The organism is Geodermatophilus sp. SYSU D00684, assembly GCF_054050455.1.
Map to the genome: position 1 here is coordinate 26,509 of NZ_JBJGZI010000001.1, position 20,667 is coordinate 47,175.

Below are 20,667 nucleotides of genomic sequence, written 5' to 3' on the forward strand. Positions count from 1 at the left end.
CCCGGCCGGGGTCGGCTCAGCCGCCGGCGACGAGGTCGCGACGGCGGGTCCAGCGGCGCTGCACCGCCGTCAGCAGCAGCCGCAGCGGCGCGGGCGCCCCGGCGAACAGCCGCGCCCGCTCCCCCGGCGTCCGGCAGGCGTCGACGATCCACGGCAGGACGAAGACCATGTGCCGCGGGCTGGTGCCCTTCCGGAAGCGGGTCTCCACCCGCGCGAAGTCCCCGGCCGAGACGAACCGGCGCACCACCGGGAACACCTCGCGCTCCTCCTCCTCGATGTGCTCGTCGAGCTCGTCGGCGAGCTCGGTGAGGACGGCGGCCAGCGGCCCGGCCTGCGCGGGACCGTCCTCGGCGAACCGGGCGAGCGCGGCCTGCGCGCGGTCCAGCACGCCCTGCAGCGCGGTGTGGTCGTCCGACAGCGGGCCCAGGTCCACGGAGTCCCCGGCCGAGGCCACGATGACCGGCCACAGGACGTCGTCCTCCCGGGAGTGGTGCACGTGCACCTCGTGCAGCACCGCCCCGGCGTGGCGGACGACGGCGCGCTGCCGCCCGGGCGGGCACGGCTCGCCGGCGGCGATGCGGGTGGCCGCGTCGGCCAGGAGCCGGCAGCCCGACCGCAGCGCGCGGTGCACGAGGGAGAAGCCGAACAGGTCGGGCTCGGCGTCGCCGGGCCGGCGCGGGGTGACGGGGAACGGCAGGGCGGGGACGGTCGAGGTCATGCCGGCACCGTGACGGCGCGCGGTTGGCAGCGGCTTGCGAGCCGCTGGTCGGCGGCCCCCGGGACAGGACGACACGCGACGTGACCTGGCCGTGACCGCTTCCGGTGGAACCTCCCCCGATCCCTCGGCGATCGGGCTCGCGCGCCATATGCTCGCGCCGCTATGGGGAGCGGGGGTGCCGGAACCGTCGGGTTCCGGGTGCTGGGCGACGTGGGTGCCGTGCGCGACGGCCGGCCGCTGGACCTGGGCGGCCGGCGGCAGCGCTCGGTGGTCGCCCGGCTGCTGGTCGCCGGCGGGCACGTGGTCCCCGCCGAGGTGCTGGTCGCCGACCTGTGGCGCGGCGCCTCCCCCGCCGACGCGCTGGGGACGCTGCAGGCCCACGTCAGCCACCTGCGCCGGGTGCTGGAGCCCGGCCGCGCCCCGCGCACGCCCGCGCGACTGCTGGTCACCGTGCCGCCGGGCTACGCGCTGCGCCCGGCCGACGACGCCGTGGACGTGCTCGAGGCGGTGCGGCTGCTCGACGAGGGCGACCGGCTGGCCGCCACCGACCCCGCCGAGGCGCGCGCCCGGTACAGCGCCGCGATCGACCTGTGGCGCGGTCCCGCCTACGCCGAGTACCGCGACGAGCCCTGGGCCGGTCCCGAGGCCGCCCGGCTGGACGAGCTGCGGCTGACCGCGGTCGAGCGCCGCGCCGCCGTCGCCCTGGACGCCCCCGGCGGGCGGGACCCGCTCCCGCAGCTGCGCGCGCACGTCGCCGAGCACCCGCTGCGCGAGGAGGGCTGGCGCCTGCTCGCCCTCGGTCTCTACCGGGCCGGACGGCAGGGCGAGGCGCTGGCCGCGCTCCGCGAGGTCCGCACCCGGCTGGCCGACGAGCTCGGCGTCGACCCCGGCCCGGAGCTGCGGGCGCTGGAGGAGGCCGTCCTCGCCCAGTCCCCCTCGCTCCTGCCGGCGCGTCCGCCGGCACCGCCGGTCGGCCGCCCGGCACCCTCTCCCGCGCCCGTCCCGGCCGCGGCTCCGGCCGCCCCGGCTCCGGCCGCCCCCGCGCCGGACGTGCCCCGCCCGGTCGGCCGCGACGCCGAGCTGGCCGCACTGGCCGCCGCGGCCGAGCGGGCGGCCGGCGGCCAGGTCGAGGTCGCCCTGCTCGCCGGCGAGGCCGGCAGCGGCAAGACCACGGTGCTGGACCACCTGCGCGCGGAGTACGCGGGCCGCGGCTGGACGACGCTGGCGGTGTCCTGCCCCGAGACCGACGGCGCCCCGCCCGGCTGGCCCTGGGCCGCGGCGCTGCGCGCGCTCGCCGCCGGGTACCCGCCCGCCGACCCGGCCCCGCTCGCCGCGCTGCTCACCGACGACGCCCCCGCCGTGCCCGGCGACCCGACCGGCAACCGGTTCCGGCTGCACCGCGCCGTCGCCGGCTGGCTGGCCGCGGTCGCCGCGCGGGCGCCGCTGCTGGTGACCGTCGACGACCTGCACCGCGCCGACCGGGAGACCACGGCGCTGCTGGTCGACCTGCTGCCCGCGCTGGCCGGGTGCCGCGTGCTCGTCGTCGCCGGGCACCGCCCGGAGGAGAGCGCCGGGCTGGCCGAGGTGCTCGCCGCGCTCGCCCGCCGCTCCCCGGTCGGGCTGTCGCTGCGCGGGCTGGACGCCGCCGCCGTCGACGAGCTGGTCGAGGACTGGGCGCTCACCCCCGTCGACCGCCGCACCCGCGCCGCGATCACCGCCCGCGCCGACGGCAACCCGTTCTACGTCCGGGAGCTGCTGCGGCTGGTCGACGCCGGCGCCGACGTCGACGCCGTCCCCGGCACGGTCCGCGACGTCGTCCGCCACCGGCTGGCCGGCCTGCCCGCGCGCACCGGCACGCTGCTGCGGCTGGCCGCCGTCATCGGCCGCGACGTCGACGTCGAGGTGCTGCTCGCCGCCGCGGCGCCGGCCGGCGGCGACGAGGACGAGGAGGCGCTGGTCGAGGCGCTGGAGACGGCGCTGGTCACCGGCCTGCTGGTGGAGCCCGGTCCCGGCCGGCTGCGCTTCGTGCACGCGCTGGTGCGCGACACCCTCTACGAGGACCTGTCCTCGCTGCGCCGCACCCGCCTGCACGGCCGGGTGACCGCCGTCCTCGAGCGGCTGCGCCCGGACGACGTCACCGCGCTCGCCCACCACGCCGCCGCCGCGGGCCCCGGCTCCGCCGCCGCGGCCGCGCGCTGGGCGCGGGCGGCCGCCGAGCTCGCCGGGCGGCGGTTCGCCCACGCCGACGCCGCCGTCATGTGGGGGCGCGCGGTCGAGGCGCACCGGCGGGCCGCGCCGGGCGACGCCGAGGGTCTCGCCTGGCTGCTCGGGGCGCAGGCGTACGCGTCGGCGCAGGCCGGGGCGGTCGGCGAGGCGCGCGCCCTGCGCAGCCGCGCGCTGGCGGTCCTGCCCGACGACGCCCCGGCCGGGCTGACCGCGGGCGTGCTGCTGTCATCGGACGTGCCGACGTTCTGGAACGCCTGGGTCGACCCGGTCGACGACCGCTTCGTCGCGCGCACCGAGCGGGCGGTCGCCGGCCTCCCCCCGGGCAGCGCACAGCGGGCCCGGCTGCTGGCGCTGCTGGCCCACGAGCTCGAGGAGCGCCACGACGAGCGGGCGGCCGGCGCCTCGGCCGGGGCGCTGGCCGAGGCCCGCCGCAGCGGCGACGCGGACGCGCTGGCGCACGCCCTGGCCGCGCGCCACTTCCACGCGATGCGCGACGTCGACCGCGGCGAGGCCCTGGCGCTGGGCGCCGAGCTGCTCGAGCTGGCGCAGCGCGAGCAGTGGGGCCTGTTCGAGGCCGTGGCGCGGCTGATGCTGCTGCAGGACACCTGCGCGGTGCTCGACCTGGAGGCCGCGGACGTGCACGCCGCGGAGGCCGAGCGGCTGGCCGCGGCCTACGGGCTGCTCCTGCTGCACGGCATCGCCCGCTGCTACGCCGGCATGCGCGCCGCCGTCGCGGGGCGGGTCGCCGAGGCCGAGGCGGTGTACGACGCCGCCGAGCAGGCCCTGCTCGAGGCGGGCTACTACCCCCAGGTCGCGCGGGCGCTGCGGCTGACCACGCAGCTCGGCCTGCAGCTCGGCAGCCCCGACGCGCAGCGGGTGGACCCGGACGAGATGGGTGCCCTGGTGCCCATGTCCCCCGAGATCTCGACCGAGACCTGGGCCCTGGCCCTGGTGCTCGACGGGCGGGCGGAGGAGGCGCGGGCCCGCTGCCCGCGCCACGACCGCGCCGCGCGCGACCTGTTCACGCCGTTCTTCGCGTTCGTCCGCGGCGAGGTCGGCCTGGCCCTGGGCGAGCCCGAGCGGATGGCCGAGGCCGAGGCGGAGCTGCTCCCCTACCGCGACACCGTGTGCGGGACGGAGACCGCGCTCATGGTCTTCGGCCCGACGGCGACGCTCTTGGCCCGGCTGGCCGCCGCGCGGGGCGACACCGCGGCCGCCGCGGCGCACCGCGAGGTCGCCATCGCCGTCGCCGGGCGCACCGGGCACCCCGGCTGGATCGCGGCCGCGAGGGCCGCTCCGGGCTGATCGGCAGCCGCGCAGCGACGTCCCGTTCATCGGCCGCCCTGCAGGGTCCCGGCGCGAGCGTGCGAGCGTGCGAGCGGCGGGGGGCAAGGGGGGTCCTTCGTCTAGCGCACGCCGGCGACGAGGTCCCGGCGGCGGCGCCAGCCCGGCTCGGCCGCGCGCAGCAGCACCCGCAGCGGCAGCGACGTCGCACCGAGCAGCCGGGCGCGCTCGCCCGGGGTGCGGCAGGCGTCGGCGACCCACGGCAGCGCGAACGCCGCCGACCGGGGCCCCGAGCCGCGCGCGCAGACGCCCTCGTAGCGGGCCAGGTCGCGCACCGACACGCACCGGCGGACCACCGGGAACACCTCGCGCTCCTCCTCCTCGACGTGCTCGTCGAGGGCGTCGGACAGCTCCGCGAGGACGGCGGCCAGCGGCGCCGCGGCGTCGCGACCGGCGGCGGCGGCGGCGAAGGCGGTGAGCGCCGCGTCGGCCCGGCCCAGCACCGCCCGCAGCACGGCGTGGTCCTCGGTGAGCGGCTCGAGGTCGGCGGCGTGCGTCCCGGCGGAGGCGGCCACCACCGGCCACAGGACGGCGTCCTCCCGCGCGGTGTGCGCGCGCACCTCCCGCAGCACGCACCGGCCGAAGGCGACGACCGCCCGCCGCCGCTCCGCCGGCCAGACCGCCCCGGCGGCGGCCTCCGCGGCGACGCCGGCCAGCAGCCGGCAGCCGGCGCACAGCGCGCGGTGCGCCAGCGCCAGGCGGGTCACGTCGGCCTCGGGGTCGCCGGGCCGGCGGGGCGTGACGGGGAACGGCAACGGTGCGGTCGCGGTCACGGGTGCCACCGTCGCCCGGCCCGGTTGCCGGTGACTTGCGTCCGACTACCGCCGCGGCGGAAGCCCCCGGGACCGCCGGGCGTTGCAGCGGGCAACGAACCTCGTCGTCCCAGGAGCTCCCCCATGCGCATCCCGCTGTCCGTGCTCGACCTCGCCCCCGTCGCCCCCGGGGAGACCTACGGCAGCAGCATCGCCGGGAGCGTCGCGCTGGCGCAGCGGGCGGAGGAGGCCGGCTACCGTCGGGTCTGGTACGCCGAGCACCACAACATGCCGACGATCGCGTCGTCGGCCACCAGCGTGCTCATCGCGCACGTCGGCGCGCACACCTCCACCATCCGGCTCGGCGCCGGCGGCGTCATGCTGCCCAACCACTCGCCGCTCACGATCGCCGAGCAGTTCGGCACGCTCGAGGCGGTGCACCCCGGGCGCATCGACCTGGGCCTGGGCCGCGCGCCCGGCTCGGACCAGAACACCATGTACGCCCTGCGCCGCGACGCCGCCTCCGCCGAGCGCTTCCCCCAGGACGTGCTCGAGCTGCAGGGCTACCTCACCGGCGAGTCGCGGGTGCCCGGCGTGCAGGCCGTCCCCGGCCGCGGGTCGGACGTGCCGCTGTACGTGCTCGGCTCGTCGATGTTCGGCGCCGGCCTGGCCGCCGCGCTCGGCCTGCCCTACGCCTTCGCCTCGCACTTCGCGCCGCAGCTGCTGGAGTCCGCGGTGGCCGCCTACCGCCGCGACTTCCGCCCCTCCGCGCAGCTCGACGCCCCGTACGTGATCGCCGGGGTGAACGCCGTCGCCGCCGACACCACCGCGCAGGCGCAGGAGATGCTGCAGGCCACCCGCCGCCGGCTCGCCGTCGGCCTGTTCGGCCAGGGCCGCGACCTCGACGACGACGCCGCCGAGCTGCTGCTGTCCTCGGGCGCGGGCCGGCACGTGGACTCGATGCTCACGCACACCGCCGTCGGCACCCCGGCCGAGGTCCGCGAGCGGCTGACCGCCTTCGCCCGGCTCGCCGACGCCGACGAGCTGATCGTCGCCCACCAGGCGCCCGGCACCGAGGCGCGGCTGCGCTCGGTGACGCTGACCGCCGAGGCGATGGAGTCCGTCGCCGCCTGAGTCGGACGGGGGGCAGAAATGGCCATTTCTGCCACTCCGGACGCCGGGGCGTCGGGATGAGCCGGGGACGGCCCTCGGCGAGGATGACTCGGTGCACGCCGAGACCGTCCTCCTGCTCGTCCTGGCCGCGGTCGCGGTGATCGTGGCGGCCCGCTGGCTGGCCGGCCGCACCGGCATCCCGGCGGCCGCGCTGCTCACCGTGACCGGGCTGGTCTACGCGCTGCTGCCCGGCCCGAACCTCACGCTCGACCCCGAGATCGTCCTCACCGTCCTGCTCCCGCCGCTGCTCTACAGCGCCGCGCTGGACTCCTCGCTGATCGCGATCCGCGCCAACATGCGGACCGTCGTCGGCCTGTCGGTGCTGCTGGTGCTGGTCACCGCGCTGGTGATCGGCGCCGGGTTCGCGCTGTGGGTCCCCGGGGCGACGCTCGCCGCCGGCATCGCCCTGGGCGCCGCCGTCGCCCCGCCGGACCCGGTGGCCGCGCTCGCCGTCGGCCGCCGGGTCGGGCTGCCCCCGCGGCTGGTCACGCTCATCCAGGGCGAGGGGCTGCTCAACGACGCGACCGCGCTGACCCTGCTCAGCGTCGCCGTCGCGGCCGCGGTCGGCGACGGTTTCTCCACCTGGTCCGCGCTGGGCCAGTTCGCGCTCTCCGCCGCCGGGGGCGTCGCCGCCGGGCTGGTCGTCGCCTACGGCGTCCGGCCGCTGCGCCGGCTGCGCCGGGACCCGCTGTCGTCCAACGCGGTCTCGCTGGCGACGCCGTTCGTCGCCTACCTGCTGGCCGAGTCGGTGCACGTGTCCGGCGTGCTGGCCGTCGTCGTCGCCGGGCTGGTCATCGCGCACAACGCGCCGTACTGGCAGTCGGGCGCCACCCGGCTGCAGACCGACGCGGTGTGGAAGCTGGTGGACTTCCTGCTCGAGGGCGTCGTCTTCCTGCTCATCGGCCAGCAGCTGCCCGCCGTCATCCGCGGCCTGGGCCAGTACGCGCCCTCGACCGTCGTCGTCGCCTCGCTGATCACCGTGGGCGCGGTGCTGCTGGTCCGGCCGCTGTGGCTGTGGCTCACCGAGCACGCGCCGCAGGCGCTGCACATGCGGCTCAGCGGTGCTCCCGCCGCCGACGAGGACGACGACCCCTCGACCCCGCCGCGGCAGCTGTCCGGCCGGGAGATCGCCGTGCTGAGCTGGGCCGGCACCCGCGGCGTGATCAGCCTGGCCGCCGTCTTCACGATCCCGCTGACCACCGACGCCGGCGACCCGTTCCCCGACCGCGACCTGCTGCTGTTCTGCGCCTTCCTCGCCGTGCTGGTCACCCTCGTCGGCCAGGGCGCGACCTTCGCGCCGCTGGTCCGCCGGCTGCGGCTGCGGGCCGACGCCGCCGACGCCGCCCGGCTGCGCAACCAGGCGCGCGTCGCGGCGGTGGACGCGGGGCTCGCCCGGCTCGACGAGCTGCAGGCCGAGCGGCACGACCACGTCGACGACGCCGCGATCGAGTCGATCCGGGCCGCGCTGCGCACCCGGCGGACCCGCTACGAGCGGCGGCTGGAGGTCCTCGTGGACGCCGAGGGCGAGGTGCCGATGTCGCCGGAGTACGAGGCGGCGCTGCGGGTGCGCCGGGCGGTCATCGACGCCGAGCGCGAGGAGCTGCTGCGCTGGCGCGACCTCGGCCGGCTGCCCGACGAGGGGCTGCGCACGCTGGAGCGGGAGCTGGACCACCAGGAGCACCTGCTCCCGGCCCGCCCGGCCTGACGGTCAGGGCCGGCCGGCGCGGGGGACGTCGACCCGGGCGACCTCGACCCGGCCGGCGCGCGGGCCGCCCTCGGCCCAGGTGGGCGCGGTGCAGACGAACAGCGTCCGCCCGTCGTCGCCGCCGAGCGTGCAGGCGTAGGACAGCGAGCCCGACCCGACGGGCACCCGGCCGGTCACCTCGCCGCCCTCCCGCACGCGCAGCACCTCGGCGGTGCGGGCGGTGGCGAACCAGACGTGCCCCTCGGCGTCGAGGCAGATGCCGTCGGGCGCCAGGCCCGGCGTCTCCGCGAACACCCGGCGGCCGGACAGCGAGCAGTCGTCGGCGACGTCGAAGGCGGTGAGCCGGGCGCCGTACGTCTCGGCGACCACCAGCGTCCGGCCGTCGCCGGTGAGCGCCATGCCGTTGGGGAAGCGCAGGTCGGCCGCGACGACGGACGCGGTGCCGTCGGGGTCCACCCGCACCAGCCCGGTCGGCTCCACCGGCGCGCCCCCGACCAGGTCGAACCCGAAGCTGCTGACGTAGGCCCGGCCGGCCGCGTCGACGACCAGGTCGTTGGCGCGGGAGCGGGTCAGGCCGGTGAGGTCGGCGCGCACCACCGGCCGACCGCCGGCGACCTCGAGCAGCGCGCGGCGGGTCATCGCGACGACGAGCAGCGTCCCCTCCGGCGTCCAGCCCAGCCCGGACGGCGCGTCGTCCAGGTCGAGGACCGTCGTCAGGACGCCGTCCGGGGTGAGCGTGCGCACCCGCCGGTCGTGGAAGTCGGAGAACCACAGCCGGCCGTCGTGCCAGCGCGGGCCCTCGGGGAAGCCGAGGTCGGAGGCCAGCGTCGTCGTCGCGTCCACGGCGGGCAGCGTAGGAGTGCGGCGCCCCGGCTCAGGGGCGGTACCGGGTCTGGCCGTGCGGCCCGCCGAACAGCAGCACCTTGTCCGGCGGGACCCGGTACACCCGCGCGCCGCCCTCGGTGGCCCCGCCGGAGGAGCTCAGCTCGACGAACTCGTCCCCGCGCACCGCGAAGTGCCAGTCCTCGCCGTACTTCGCGTACCAGGCGTCGGCCAGCACCTGCAGCTCCCCGGGGTCGGTGACCCGCACCGCGACGCCCTCGACGACGACGTCGCGCCCGCTGTCCCAGCCGTGCGCGCCGGTGCTGCCGGTGGTCACGGCCACGTGCGGGTTGCCGTCGAGGTTGCGCGCCTTCTGCTCGTCACCGCCGGTGCAGAAGGCGAACGCGCCGTCGTGCCAGACGCCGACGAGCGGGACGGCGTGCGGCCGGCCGTCCGCGCGGACGGTGGTGATCCAGTAGAGCTGGGCGTCGGCGAGCAGCCGCTCGACGTCGGCCCAGGGGGGTGCGGTCGCCGTGGCGTCGCCGTACCGGGGGTCGATCTGTCCGGTCGTCATGCCCTGTGAGACCGGCGCGGGGCCGGCGGCTCATCGCCGCCGGGTCAGCCCCCGGCGGCGCCGGTGCAGCCGAAGAGGAACGCGGGCGGCACGTTCCACGGCGTCACCCGCGTCCGGACGTCGGCGAACCGGCGGCGCAGCTCGCCGAGCACCAGCGGCGAGTACTGGATGACGACCGCGGTGCCGCCCGGGCGCAGCGCCCGGGGCAGCTGGTCGAGCAGCCGGCGGCGCAGGCCCGCCTCGAGCGAGGTGAACGGCAGCATGGAGACGACGACGTCGGCGCGCTCCCCGTCGAGGAGGCCGTCGAGGCCCTCCGCGGAGCCGCACACGACCTGCAGCCGGGGGTCGTCGAGGCGCTCGGCGAGCCGGCGGGCCAGCTGCGGGTCGATCTCCAGCGCGACCAGCCGGGCGCCCGCGCCGAGCCGGGCGAGGATCTCACGGGTGGCCACCCCGGTGCCGGCCCCGAGCTCGACGACCAGGCCGGCGGCCGGGACGTCGGCGAGGTCGAGCATGGCGCGGACCGCCGTCCGGGACGTCGGGAGCACCGCCCCCACCTGACGCGGGTTGGTGACGAAGGCGCGCAGCAGCCGCACGCCGTCGCCGAGGGTCTGCGGCACGGGTTCCCCCCTCCGCCGCCCCGGGCGGCGCGGCTCACCGGACCCTGTCACGGATCGCCGCGCCCGACGACCGCTCAGCCGGCCCGGTGGGCGTCGAGCCAGGCGACGACGTCGTCGAGGACCTGCTCCTTCTCCGGCTCGTTGTGCGGCTCGTGGAACAGCCCCTCGTAGACCCGGTGGGTGAGGTCGGGCGAGCCCGCGTGCTCGCGGACCACCTCGCTGGCCGCCGGCGCCACCAGCCGGTCGGCGGTGCCGTGGACGACCAGCAGCGGCAGCCGGAGCCCGCGCAGCCGGCCGGGCATCGCGGCGGCGGTCTGCATGAGCGCGGCGCCGGTGCGGGCGACCATCCTGCCGTTGTGGTTGAGCGGGTCGGCCCGGTAGGCGGCCACCACCTCGGGGTCGCGGCTGACCGCCTCGACGTCGAGGGTGAGCACGCCGAGGCCCGGCGTCAGGCGGGCCAGCAGCGGCGCCACCGCCCGCTGCACCGGGGTGGCGGCACTGGTGTCGAGCGCGGGCGCCGAGACGACCGCGCCGACGATGCGCGCGTCCGGGTCGCCGGTCAGGTACTGCAGCGCGATGAGCCCGCCGAGGCTGTGGCCGTAGACGAACACCGGGACGCCGGGGTGCCGGTCGGCGGCGGCGCGGACGGTCTGCGCCACGCCCTCGACGGTGCCCGCCATGCTCCCGATGTCGCCCCGCCGGCCGGGCGACCGGCCGTGGCCGGGGTGGTCGGGCGCGTAGGAGGCGTAGCCGCCGCGGCCGAACCGCTCCGCCACGTGCGCGTACCGGCCGCCGTGCTCGTGCACGCCGTGCACGAGGACGACGACGCCGGCCGGGTCCGGGACGCTCCAGCCCTGCCAGTACTGCCCCGAGGGCAGCGTGCCCTGCCCGTGCCGCACCGCTGTGGTCACGCGTCCTCCCGATCCGTCGCCCGCGCCCGTCCCGGGCGCCGTCGCGCACCGTAGCCCCCGCGGCCGCGCGGGGGCCGACCGCTAGCGTCCGCCCGGTGACCGCCCGCCCCCGCCGCCTGACGCGCCTCGCCGCGCTCGGCCTCGCCGTCGCCCTCGCCCGCCGCGCCCGCACCGTCGCCGCCGTCCCGCCCGGGCTCCGCCGCCCGGACCTCTGGCTGCCGCTGTCGATCGGCTCGCGGGCCGAGCTGCGGATCGGGCGCCGGCTGTTCGGGTCCCGGGTCACCGCGCCGGTGGCCGGGGTGACCGTGACGGAGCACGACGTCCCCGGCGGGCAGGACGTGTTCGTGTACGAGCCGGCGCAGCGCAGCGGCGGCGCGCTGCTGTGGGTGCACGGCGGGGGCACGGTCCTCGGGCACCCCGAGAGCGACCACGACCTGTGCAGCCGGATGGTCCGCGACCTCGGCGTCGTCGTGGTCAGCGCCCGCTACCGGCTGGCCCCCGAGCACCCGTTCCCCGCCGCGCTCGACGACCTGCTGGCCGCGCTGTGCGAGCTGCACCGGCGGGCCGGGGAGCTCGGCGTGGACCCGGCGCGCGTCGCCGTCGGCGGGGCCAGCGCGGGCGGCGGGCTGGCCGCGGCACTCGCGCAGCGGGCGCACGACGAGGGCGTGCCGGTCGCCTTCCAGCTGCTGGTCTACCCCATGCTCGACGACCGCACGGTGCTGCGCGGCAGCACCGCCGGCCGCGGGAAGCTGGTCTGGACGCCGCGGTCCAACCGCTGGGCGTGGACCGCCTACCTCGGGCACGCGCCGCGGGCCGACGAGCTCCGCCCCTACGCCGCCCCGGCCCGCCGGCTGGACCTCGCCGGCCTGCCGCCGGCGTGGATCGGCGTCGGCGACCTGGACCTGTTCCACGACGAGGACGTCGCCTACGCCCGGCGCCTGCAGGCGGCCGGCGTGCCGGTGGAGCTGCACGTCGAGCCGGGGATGTACCACGCCGCCGAGGTGGAGCTGCAGACCACGGTCGCCCCCATGCGCGCCTTCCGGCAGGCCGCGTTCGACGCCCTCGGCGCCGCGGTCGGCGCCGCGTGACCCAGCAGGACACCGCACCGCGGTTCGTGGCGCCCGCAGGGACGGTCACCGCCCGGCGGTCCGACGGCGTCGTGCGGGCCACCGGCATCCGGTACGCCCGGGCGGAGCGGTTCCGCCCGCCGGTGCCCGAGCCGCCGGCGGCCGGTGTCGTCGACGCGACGTCGTGGTCGCCGGCCTGCCCGCAGCCGCCGGCGCCGGAGCTCGAGCTCATGGTCACCGACCCCATGGGCGAGCTCGTCGCCGACGAGGACTGCCTGCGGTTGTCGGTGACCGTGCCGGAGGACGCCTCCCCCGGCGACGCCCTGCCGGTCATGGTGTGGGTGCACGGCGGCTCCTACGTCAGCGGCGCCGGCGACGCCCCGGCCTACGACCCGGCCGCGCTCGTGCGCGAGCAGCGGGTGGTCGTCGTCAGCGTCACCTACCGGCTCGGGCTGCTCGGCTTCCTCGGCGACGGCGCCGGCCGGCCGGCCAACCTGGGCCTGCTCGACCTCGTGGCGGCGCTGCGCTGGGTGCAGGCGAACGCCGCGGCCTTCGGCGGCGACCCGGACGGGGTGACGCTGTTCGGCGAGTCCGCCGGCGGCGACGCGATCGCCCACCTGATGGCGGCCGACGGCGCCCGCGGGCTGTTCCGCCGCGCGGTCGTGTCCAGCGCCCCGCTGGGGCTGTCCCGCGGCCGGGCGCGGATGAGCGCCGCGATGGCCGCCGAGGCCCGCTCGCTGGACGCCGCCGCGCCGGTCGCGGAGGTCGTCGACGCGCAGGCGCGGGTGGCGGCGCGCGCCCGGCGGTACGGGCTGGTCGCCGCGATGCCGTTCGGCACCCAGTACGGCCTCCCTCCGCTGCCGGCCGAGGAGGCGGTCGAGGACGCGTGGGCGGAGGCGGCGCCGGAGGTCGACCTGCTGGTCGGCACCAACAGCCGCGAGGTGGCGCTGTTCGCCGCGCTGCTGCCGCCGGCCGCGCGGCTGGCCCGCGTGCCCGTCGTCGGCCGGCCGCTGGTGGAGGCGGTCGTGCGGGTGCTCACCCGCCGCATCTACGCCCGCGACGCCGCCCGGGCCGCCCGCCGGCACCGCGCGGCCGGCGGCCGGGCGGTGCACTACACGCTCTCGTACGGCACCGGTGCCCTCACCGGGGCGCACGCGATCGACCTGCCGCTGCTGTTCCCGCACCGGCGCACCTGGGAGGCCTCGCCGCTGCTGGCCGGCACCCCGTGGGACGACGTCGTCGCGGCCGGCCGGGAAGTCCGCCGCGCGTGGGCGCACTTCGCCCGCACCGGCGACGTGCCCGCCGACCCGCCGCCGTTCCTGTCCGTGGACCGGGGCTGAGCGCTCAGCGCGGCTCGGCGGGGCTCCCGGACGGGCCGGGCCCGAGGTCGCGCTGCAGCCAGGCGACGTCGTGCCAGGCGCCGTCCTTCCAGCCGACCCGCCGGTAGGTGCCCACGGGCTCGAAGCCCAGCGCCCGGTGCAGGCCGAGGCTGGCGTCGTTGGGCAGCGCGACGCCGGCCAGCGCGACCCGGTACCCGCGGGCGGCCAGCCGGTCGAGCAGCGCCGTGTACAGCAGCCGCCCCGCGCCGGTGCGCCGCCGGCCGGGCTCGAGGTAGACGCTCACCGTGCACGACCAGCGGTAGGCCTCGCGGGCCATGAACGGCCCGGCGTACGCGTAGCCGCGCACCGCGCCGTCCGCCTCGAGCACCAGCCACGCGTGCCGCTCCTGCGCGGCGGCGATCCGGCGGGCCATCTCCGCCGCGGTCGGCGGCTCGGTCTCGAACGACACCGCGGTGCCGGTGACGTAGGGGGCGTAGACGTCCCGGCAGGCCGCGGCGTCGTCCGGGCCGGCGTCGCGGACGGAGGTCACGCCCGCGACGCTACGGCCGCCGGCCCTCAGGCCGGGGTGAGGACCGGGTGCTCCCGCCACAGCACCGGCTCGCCGCGGCGGTCCTGCTTGGACTGGTACATCGCCTGGTCGGCGCGCTTGGTCAGCGCCGCGGCGTCGAGCCCAGGCTCCCCGCAGGCCACGCCGAGGCTGGCCCGCAGCGGCACGGTGCCGGCGGTGATCTCGGCCGGGACCGCCAGCGCCGCCTGGATCCGGGCGCCGAGCGAGGCGGCCGCCGCGGGTCCGTCGACGCCGCGGCTGACGACGAGGAACTCGTCGCCGCCGATCCGCCCGACGATGTCGTCGCGGCGCAGCACGCCGGACAGCCGCGCGGCCGTGGTCGCCAGCAGCTCGTCGCCGGCGTCGTGGCCGAGGGTGTCGTTGACCGGCTTGAAGTCGTCGAGGTCGACGAAGACCACCGCCGTCGCCGCCGCGTCCGGCCCGGCCAGCGCGGCCTCCAGGACGGCGATGGTGGAGGCGCGGTTGTGGCAGCCGGTCAGCGCGTCGAAGGTCGCCTTGGCGGTGAGCTCCTCGCGCATGCGGGCGCTGTCGGTGACGTCGGAGACGCACACCAGCGCGCCGGGTGCGCCCTCGCGGTCGCTGAGCGCGACCAGGCTCACCGCGCACACCCGGGCCTCGCCGGCCGGGGTGCGGATGCCGACCTCGACCGCCGCGTCCACGCCGTCGCCGAGGACCCGCGCGAGCGCCGCCTCCAGCGCCGCCCGGCCGGTCTCGTCCACCCGCGCCGCGACGTCGTCCCAGCCGGTCACCGCGGGCACGCCCAGCAGCACCGGCAGGCGGGAGTTGGTGTGCACGACCTCCCGCTCGGGGGTCAGCTGCGCGATGCCCTGCGGCAGCGCCTCGGTCAGCCGGCGCAGCAGCCGCTCCTGCTGCTGCAGGGCCTCGTGCGCGGCCATCTCGTCGGAGACGTCGCTCATCTGCGTCACGACGACGGCGTCGGCGGGGTCGTCGGCGGCGACGTACTGGTTCTCCAGCTCCAGCCACGCCCACGTGCCGTCGGCCCGGCGGTGCCGCAGCCGCACCCGCTGGGCCTCCTGGCGGGACAGCAGCTCCAGCCAGTTGGCGATCGCCCGCTCCTGGTCGTCGGGGTGGACGAACTCCGAGGAGCGCTGGCCGACCATCTGCGCCGGCGTCCAGCCGAGCATCCGGGTGGTGCGCTCGTCGATCTCGGTGATCACCGCCAGGGACGTCTTGCGGACCGTCGCCGTGCGCGGCCGCCGCGACACCTCGAGCCCCGCCAGCGGCGCGGGCCCGCGGTCGCCGGCGGCCGCGTCGAGCACGTCGAGGGCACCGAGCAGGACGCCGTGCTGCTCGCGCAGGTCGACGAAGGTGAGCGACAGCGGCACCGCCGGCTCGCCCCGGCCGTGGACCGTGGCCAGGCCGACGCCGTTGGTGCGGGCCCGCTCGAAGGCGGTGACGACGAACATCGCGTCGGCGGGGACGATCGCGTCGAGGAACGTGGTGCGGTCGGCCGGCGGGGTCATCACCCGCTCCGGCGGGACGCCGAGCGAGGCCGGCATCGGGACGAGCACGCCGTCGGAGGCGATCGCGGCCAGCACGGCGTCGGGCAGCCGGAGCAGCGAGGACAGGACGTCCGCGCGCTCGGCCGGCGTCCTCGGGGTGGCGGTCACGTCCTCCCATCGGTGCGGCCGGGGCGGTCCTTGAGCGGCCGGTGTGGCCCGACTCACCCTCCGGGGTCGGCCCTCGGCGTGTCGCCGGGCCGGATGGCAGCATGGTCGTGAACGGGGCCCGCCGGTCGAGATGCCGGACGGCGGTGCACGCCGACTCCGGGCCCGCCCGGCTGGAGGTGCCGCGGTGCAGTCTGCGGCCAGTCCCACGACCACGACGAGGACCACGACCACGACTCCCCTGCACGCCCGCCTCGACCTCGCGGGCTGGCTGCTCGGCGCCGTCCGCGGCTGGCACGCCCGCGACGACGCCGGCCCGGCGGCGCGCGCGGTCGCCGAGGACCTGGCCGCCGTCCTCCCCGAGGGGTGCAGCGTCGCGGTCACCCTGCTCGGGCCCGGGCGCTCCCCCGCGGCCCCGGTCGGCAGCGCCGGCCCGGCCGCCGGGCTCGACGCCGCCCAGCTCCGCCTGTCCGAGGGCCCGCTGTGCGCCGCGCTCGCCGGGACGCCGGCGGGCAGCGCCGACCTCGGCCGGGACCTGCGCTGGCCCGCGCTCGCCGAACGGGCCGCCGCCGCCGGCGTGCAGCGCGCCACCTGCCTGCCGCTGGACACCGGCAGCGAGGTCGTCGGGGCGCTCTCGGTGTACGTGGCCGGCCCCGGGCCGGGGCCCGACCGCGCGACGCTCGCCTCGGTGGCCGGGCACGCCGCGCTGGCGCTGCGCACCGTGCGGCGGACCGCGCACCTGACCGTCGCGCTGGACAGCCGGGACGTCATCGGGCAGGCCAAGGGCGTGCTCATGGAGCGCTACCGGATCACCCCCGACGCCGCCTTCGGCCTCCTCGTCCGCGCCTCGCAGGACACCGGCCGCAAGGTGCGCGACGTCGCCCGGCTGGTCACCGAGACCGGGGAGGCCCCGGTCGGCGCGCCCGCGGACGGCCCGCGGTGACCGGCGGCGCGCACGACTTCGTCGTCCTCGACAGCGAGGAGGCGCACGCGCAGGTCGTCGGCGACTTCGTCGCGGACGGGGTGCGCCGCGGCGAGTGCGTCCTGGTCACCGCCCTCGGCGAGCGCGAGGAGCGGCTGTGGGCCCGGCTGCGCCGCGCGGGCGTCGTCGGCGAGACCTGGGAGCCGGCCGCCACGACGGCGGTCCGGCTGGTGCCGCCGGACCCGGCCGAGCTGCCCGCGGCGGTCACCGGGGCGCTGTCCGAGGGGTGGCCCGCCGTCCGGTTCACCGGCGCGATCACCACCCCCGGCGTCAACGCGTTCGAGGCCGTCGTCGCCGAGCTGACCGCCCGGCACCCGCTCACCGTGCTGTGCCCCTACTTCCGCGACCTGCTCGAGCCCGGCCAGCACGCGGACCTCACCGCGCTGCACCGCGCGCAGGTCGACGCCACCGCCGAGTACGACGACGGCGTCTTCCGGCTGACCCGGCGCGGCGACCGGCTCTACCTCGCGGGCGAGCTGGACTCGGCCAACGCGGACGCGCTGCGCGCGGTGCTGCAGGCGACGCTGGCCGGGGGCGGCGCGTGGGACCTCAGCGACCTGCGCTTCCTCGACGTCGGCGCGGCCGACTCCCTGGTCGCGGCGGCCGCCGGCCCGCCCGGGCTGACCGTCGTCGGCGCCTCGCGGCTGACCGCCCGGCTGGTCCGCCTGCTGGCCGACCGCTACCCCGACCGCGCGGTGGAGCTGGTCGACGCGACCTCCGAGGGCGCCGGCCGGTGACGGAGCCGGACGCCGCACCGGTGCACCGGTGCGCGTTCCACGCGGGACGGGCGGAGGCCGGCGCGATCGCCGCGGACCTGTGCCGCCGCGCGCTGGCGGCCGGGCGGCCCGTGGTCGCCCACGTCGACGACGAGCTCCGGCGGGAGGTGGTGGCGCGGCTGCCCGCCGCCGCCGGGGTCGCGTTCGCGCCGCACCGCGGCCTCGCCGAGCGGTCGCTGGGGTCCCTGCTCGGCGAGTGGACCGGGCGGCGGCCGCCCGGCGGGGACGGCCCGGTCACCGTGCTGTGCCAGCAGGCGTTCCCCCTCGTCCCCGACGCCGGGCTGTGGCACCGGGCCGAGCACGCCACCACCGCGGCGGTCGCCGGCCACGGGCTCGCGGTCACCTGCCTGGTCGACACCGCCGAAGGCGGCCCGCCCGAGCGGCTCGCGGTCGCCCGCGCCACGCACCCGGTGCTGTGGTGGGACGGCGGGGACGTCGCCAACCCCGACCTGCGGCCGCCGGCCGGCCCGCCGGGCGGCGGCGGCGTCCTCGTCGCCGACCGGCTGGTCGACCCGTCCGCGGGCACGGACAACCGCCGCTGGTGGGATGCCTGCCTGGCCGCCGCCGGGCTGGCCCGCACGCGGCGGGAGGAGCTGGTGCTCGTGCTGCACGAGGCGGTCGGCACCGCGGCCGTCCTCGACGGCGACCCGGCCGGTGCGCGGGGCGGCGTCCGGGTCAGGGTGGTCCGGCACGGCGGCACGCTGACCGCCGAGGTCGCCGTCCGCTCCGGCTGCCCGCCGCTGGAGGCGCACGCGGTGCCCGCGGACCGCCGGCTGCTCATGCTGTGGCTCGCCGGGAAGGTCTCCCCCGCGGTGTCGCTGGGCGTGCGGCCCGACGGGACCGGCAGCCGCATCGTGGTCCGGGCGCTGGACCCCGACACCGCCTGACCGCTCCCCGGCGTGTCGCGCACCTCACCGCGGCGACCCTCGTTGGTCACCGGGGGTGGTGGACCGATGACCGACAGCGGGGTGGACGGGGGCGCGGTGGACGCGTGCGTGGTGGACCCGCGCCGGCCGGGGCAGGCGCGGGCCTGGGTGCGCGCGGCGGCCGCGGCGCGCGGCTGGCCGCCGGACGTCGTCGAGGAGGTGCTGCTGCTCCTGTCGGAGGTGCTGGTCGCCGACGCGGCGGCGCCCGGCCCGCGGCCGGTGCGCCTGCTCGACGACGGGCCGGGCCTGGAGGTGCGCGTGGCCGGCCGGCTGCCCGGGGACGCCGGCCGGCTCGCCCTCGCCGCGTCCGCGGCCACCGCGGTGCGGGTCGAGGCCGGCGACGGCGGCTGGGTGCGCCTGACGGCGGGACCGGGCGGCCCGGCCCCGGCCTGAGCCGGGGCCGGACGCGGCGTCAGGTCGGGAGCAGCCGCCCGAGGACGCCCTTGACCGTGGGGCCCACCCGGTAGGACTGCACCAGCCAGGCGTTGCAGGTGATCACCGCGCCGGCCAGGGCCGGGACGGCGGCCTGGGTGAACCGCTGCCGGGCCTGCCACTTCCGGATCTCCGGCGGGGTGCCCTCGGAGGGCAGGGTCGCGTCCTTCACCTCCAGCCCGCCGCCGGCGGCCGCCTGCTCGGCCAGCCGGCCGATCTGCCTGCCGGTGTAGGCGGCGTAGGCGGTGGCGCCGGCGCCCGCGACGGTGAGCGCGGCCTTGAGCGTCCCCACCGTCCCGTACCCCTCCTGCAGGGCCAGCCGCTGGGTGTTCGACCGGGTCAGCTGCAGCCCGGTCACGAGGGTGGCCGCGATCCCGCCCCACTGCGCCGGCGCGAACCGGCCCCACGCGGAGCTCGCCACGCGGACCTTGTCGAGGCCCGCGGTCAGGTCGCTGCCGGACTTGTTGACGCCGGCGATGCCCATCACCGAGCCGCCGAACCACAGGGCGGTGCCGAGGTCGTGCACCGCCTGGGTCAGGAAGCGGTCGTCCGGGCTGGTGGTCGTCCTCACGAGTGCTCCCGTCCGGGTGCCGCGCACCCGCTGGACCGTCCGCCCGGGTCCCCGCTGCTGAGGGGGCGGACGTCCGGGGCGGCTACCCGCGCCACGCCGGGGTCACTCCGACGCGCTGGCCGTGTCCCCCTGCGCCTGCTCGCTGCTGGGCGGGCCGATCCACACCGTCTTGGCGTTGGTGAACTCGTACATGCCGAGCTCGGTGAGCTCGCGGCCGTAGCCGCTCTGCTTGACGCCGCCGAACGGCAGCTCGGGGTAGCTGGTGACCATCCCGTTGACGAACGCCATGCCGCTCTCGACGTCGCGGATGAAGGTGGCCCGCTCCTGCTCGTCCTCGCTCCACAGGTTGGCGCCGAGGCCGTAGGGGTGGCTGTTGGCGATCTCGATGGCCTCCTCGAGGCCGTCGACGGTCCACAGCGCGGCGACCGGGCCGAAGACCTCCTCGGCGTAGAGGTCCATCTCCGGCGTGATGCCGGTGAGCAGCGTCGGCTCGTAGAACCAGCCGGGGCGGTCGGGCCGCTTCCCGCCGACGACGACGGTCGCGCCCTTGTCGACGGCGTCCTGCACGTACCGCTCGACGTCCTCGCGGCCGGACTCGGTGGCCAGCGGGCCGACCTGGGTGCCGTCCTCCATCGGGTCGCCGACGGCGAGGGCGGCCATCTTCTCGCCGAACAGCCGGGTGAACTCCTCGGCGACGTCGGCGTGCACGAAGAACCGCTTGGCCGCGATGCAGCTCTGCCCGTTGTTCTGGCAGCGCGCGGTGACCGCGACCTCGGCGGCGCGGTCGAGGTCGGCCGAGGGCATGACGATGAACGGGTCGCTGCCGCCGAGCTCGAGCACCGTCTTCTTCAGGGCGTCCCCGGCGATCGAGGCCACCGACTGCCCGGCGGGGGCGCTGCCGGTGAGCGTGGCGGCGGCGACGCGGTCGTCGCGCAGGACCCGCTCGATGGTGGAGGAGCCGATCAGCAGGGTCTGGAAGACGTCGGCGGGGAAGCCGGCCTTGCGGAACAGCTCCTCCATGTACAGCGCGGTCTGCGGCACGTTGCTGGCGTGCTTGAGCAGCCCGACGTTGCCGGCCATGAGCGCCGGGGCGGCGAAGCGCATCGCCTGCCAGAGCGGGAAGTTCCACGGCATGATCGCCAGCACGACGCCGATCGGCTGGTGCACCAGGTAGGCCTGCTCGGCCCCGACGGCGCCGGCGTCGGCGGGCTTCGGCTCGAGCATCGCCGGGCCGTTCTCGGCGTAGTACCGCAGCGCCTTGGCGCACTTGGCGACCTCGGCCTTCGCCGCGGCCAGCGTCTTGCCCATCTCGGTGACCATGAGCTCGGCGACCTGGGCGGCGTCGCCGTCGAGGACGTCGGCGGCCGCGCGCAGCCAGCCCGCCCGCTCCTCGGGACTCGTCAGCCGGTAGCTGCGGAAGGCGGCCGCGGCGCGGCCGATCCTCTCGTCGAGGGCCTCGTCCGACAGCGGCTCGTAGGTCTTGAGCGTCTCGCCGGTGGCCGGGTTGATGGTGGCGATGGCCATGTCGGTCCCTC

19 protein-coding genes are annotated in these 20,667 nt (G+C 78.2%); 9 read left to right on the plus strand and 10 right to left on the minus strand.

Annotated features, from left to right (window positions below):
- Positions 1 to 16 precede the first annotated feature (16 nt).
- Positions 17 to 718, minus strand: coding sequence for a hemerythrin domain-containing protein (locus tag ACI79L_RS00145; RefSeq protein WP_456934817.1), 702 nt, complete (start codon positions 716 to 718; stop codon positions 17 to 19).
- Between the two features lie 210 nt (positions 719 to 928).
- Between ACI79L_RS00145 and ACI79L_RS00150 the strand changes: the two genes are divergently transcribed.
- Positions 929 to 4,249 (plus strand): BTAD domain-containing putative transcriptional regulator, encoded by a 3,321-nt coding sequence (locus ACI79L_RS00150; protein WP_456934818.1) that lies wholly within the window; start codon positions 929 to 931, stop codon positions 4,247 to 4,249.
- Between the two features lie 101 nt (positions 4,250 to 4,350).
- Here ACI79L_RS00150 and ACI79L_RS00155 read toward each other — a convergent pair whose 3' ends face one another.
- Positions 4,351 to 5,061 carry a hemerythrin domain-containing protein gene (locus tag ACI79L_RS00155; protein ID WP_456934819.1) on the minus strand — a complete coding sequence of 237 codons (711 nt, stop codon included), beginning with the start codon at positions 5,059 to 5,061 and terminating at the stop codon, positions 4,351 to 4,353.
- 123 nt (positions 5,062 to 5,184) lie between these two features.
- On the opposite strand from ACI79L_RS00155, the gene ACI79L_RS00160 reads away from it, so the two are divergent.
- Positions 5,185 to 6,174: an LLM class flavin-dependent oxidoreductase gene (locus tag ACI79L_RS00160; protein WP_456934820.1), complete on the plus strand. Its 990-nt coding sequence runs from the start codon at positions 5,185 to 5,187 to the stop codon at positions 6,172 to 6,174.
- Positions 6,175 to 6,265: 91 nt separating this feature from the next.
- On the plus strand, positions 6,266 to 7,918 hold the full coding sequence (locus ACI79L_RS00165) for a Na+/H+ antiporter (protein WP_456934821.1): 1,653 nt from the start codon (positions 6,266 to 6,268) through the stop codon (positions 7,916 to 7,918).
- Between the two features lie 3 nt (positions 7,919 to 7,921).
- Here ACI79L_RS00165 and ACI79L_RS00170 read toward each other — a convergent pair whose 3' ends face one another.
- The 4 genes from ACI79L_RS00170 to ACI79L_RS00185 form a co-directional block, all read right to left on the minus strand.
- On the minus strand, positions 7,922 to 8,761 hold the full coding sequence (locus ACI79L_RS00170; protein ID WP_456934822.1) for an SMP-30/gluconolactonase/LRE family protein: 840 nt from the start codon (positions 8,759 to 8,761) through the stop codon (positions 7,922 to 7,924).
- 31 nt (positions 8,762 to 8,792) lie between these two features.
- Positions 8,793 to 9,314 carry a pyridoxamine 5'-phosphate oxidase family protein gene (locus tag ACI79L_RS00175; RefSeq protein ID WP_456934823.1) on the minus strand — a complete coding sequence of 174 codons (522 nt, stop codon included), beginning with the start codon at positions 9,312 to 9,314 and terminating at the stop codon, positions 8,793 to 8,795.
- A gap of 44 nt (positions 9,315 to 9,358) precedes the next feature.
- Positions 9,359 to 9,931 carry a class I SAM-dependent methyltransferase gene (locus tag ACI79L_RS00180; protein ID WP_456934824.1) on the minus strand — a complete coding sequence of 191 codons (573 nt, stop codon included), beginning with the start codon at positions 9,929 to 9,931 and terminating at the stop codon, positions 9,359 to 9,361.
- 74 nt (positions 9,932 to 10,005) lie between these two features.
- Positions 10,006 to 10,842, minus strand: coding sequence for an alpha/beta hydrolase (locus ACI79L_RS00185; protein WP_456934825.1), 837 nt, complete (start codon positions 10,840 to 10,842; stop codon positions 10,006 to 10,008).
- Positions 10,843 to 10,937: 95 nt separating this feature from the next.
- Between ACI79L_RS00185 and ACI79L_RS00190 the strand changes: the two genes are divergently transcribed.
- Positions 10,938 to 11,930 (plus strand): alpha/beta hydrolase, encoded by a 993-nt coding sequence (locus ACI79L_RS00190; RefSeq protein WP_456934826.1) that lies wholly within the window; start codon positions 10,938 to 10,940, stop codon positions 11,928 to 11,930.
- Positions 11,927 to 13,249 carry a carboxylesterase family protein gene (locus ACI79L_RS00195; RefSeq protein ID WP_456934827.1) on the plus strand — a complete coding sequence of 441 codons (1,323 nt, stop codon included), beginning with the start codon at positions 11,927 to 11,929 and terminating at the stop codon, positions 13,247 to 13,249. Before ACI79L_RS00190 ends, ACI79L_RS00195 begins: the two co-directional genes overlap by 4 nt.
- Before the next feature lie 4 nt (positions 13,250 to 13,253).
- Here the strand turns inward: ACI79L_RS00195 and ACI79L_RS00200 are convergent, their stop codons facing one another.
- Entirely contained in the window at positions 13,254 to 13,778 is a 525-nt protein-coding gene (locus tag ACI79L_RS00200; protein ID WP_456934828.1) for an N-acetyltransferase family protein, read from the minus strand.
- A 26-nt stretch (positions 13,779 to 13,804) separates the two neighbouring features.
- Positions 13,805 to 15,448, minus strand: coding sequence for a diguanylate cyclase domain-containing protein (locus ACI79L_RS00205; RefSeq protein WP_456934829.1), 1,644 nt, complete (start codon positions 15,446 to 15,448; stop codon positions 13,805 to 13,807).
- A gap of 184 nt (positions 15,449 to 15,632) precedes the next feature.
- Between ACI79L_RS00205 and ACI79L_RS00210 the strand changes: the two genes are divergently transcribed.
- From ACI79L_RS00210 to ACI79L_RS00225, 4 genes are all read left to right on the plus strand, one after another.
- The gene (locus tag ACI79L_RS00210) at positions 15,633 to 16,388 is read left to right on the plus strand and encodes an ANTAR domain-containing protein (protein ID WP_456934830.1); all 756 of its coding nucleotides are present in this window, start codon (positions 15,633 to 15,635) and stop codon (positions 16,386 to 16,388) included.
- Positions 16,385 to 17,164, plus strand: coding sequence for an MEDS domain-containing protein (locus ACI79L_RS00215; RefSeq protein ID WP_456934831.1), 780 nt, complete (start codon positions 16,385 to 16,387; stop codon positions 17,162 to 17,164). The genes ACI79L_RS00210 and ACI79L_RS00215 overlap by 4 nt, the downstream gene beginning before the upstream one ends.
- On the plus strand, positions 17,161 to 18,090 hold the full coding sequence (locus tag ACI79L_RS00220; RefSeq protein ID WP_456934832.1) for a hypothetical protein: 930 nt from the start codon (positions 17,161 to 17,163) through the stop codon (positions 18,088 to 18,090). The genes ACI79L_RS00215 and ACI79L_RS00220 overlap by 4 nt, the downstream gene beginning before the upstream one ends.
- 66 nt (positions 18,091 to 18,156) lie before the next feature.
- Positions 18,157 to 18,522: a hypothetical protein gene (locus ACI79L_RS00225; RefSeq protein ID WP_456934833.1), complete on the plus strand. Its 366-nt coding sequence runs from the start codon at positions 18,157 to 18,159 to the stop codon at positions 18,520 to 18,522.
- 19 nt (positions 18,523 to 18,541) lie between these two features.
- Here the strand turns inward: ACI79L_RS00225 and ACI79L_RS00230 are convergent, their stop codons facing one another.
- Both ACI79L_RS00230 and ACI79L_RS00235 read right to left on the minus strand, forming a co-directional pair.
- Positions 18,542 to 19,132, minus strand: coding sequence for a hypothetical protein (locus ACI79L_RS00230; RefSeq protein ID WP_456934834.1), 591 nt, complete (start codon positions 19,130 to 19,132; stop codon positions 18,542 to 18,544).
- A gap of 102 nt (positions 19,133 to 19,234) precedes the next feature.
- The gene (locus tag ACI79L_RS00235; protein ID WP_456934835.1) at positions 19,235 to 20,656 is read right to left on the minus strand and encodes an NADP-dependent succinic semialdehyde dehydrogenase; all 1,422 of its coding nucleotides are present in this window, start codon (positions 20,654 to 20,656) and stop codon (positions 19,235 to 19,237) included.
- Positions 20,657 to 20,667: the final 11 nt, after the last annotated feature.

Bases quoted from the DNA above. Each gene is read 5' to 3' on its own strand.
- ACI79L_RS00145 (WP_456934817.1), bottom strand. From the start codon at position 718: ATGACCTCGACCGTCCCCGCCCTGCCGTTCCCCGTCACCCCGCGCCGG.
- ACI79L_RS00160 (WP_456934820.1), top strand. From the start codon at position 5,185: ATGCGCATCCCGCTGTCCGTGCTCGACCTCGCCCCCGTCGCCCCCGGG.
- ACI79L_RS00175 (WP_456934823.1), bottom strand. From the start codon at position 9,314: ATGACGACCGGACAGATCGACCCCCGGTACGGCGACGCCACGGCGACC.
- ACI79L_RS00225 (WP_456934833.1), top strand. From the start codon at position 18,157: ATGACCGACAGCGGGGTGGACGGGGGCGCGGTGGACGCGTGCGTGGTG.
- ACI79L_RS00235 (WP_456934835.1), bottom strand. From the start codon at position 20,656: ATGGCCATCGCCACCATCAACCCGGCCACCGGCGAGACGCTCAAGACC.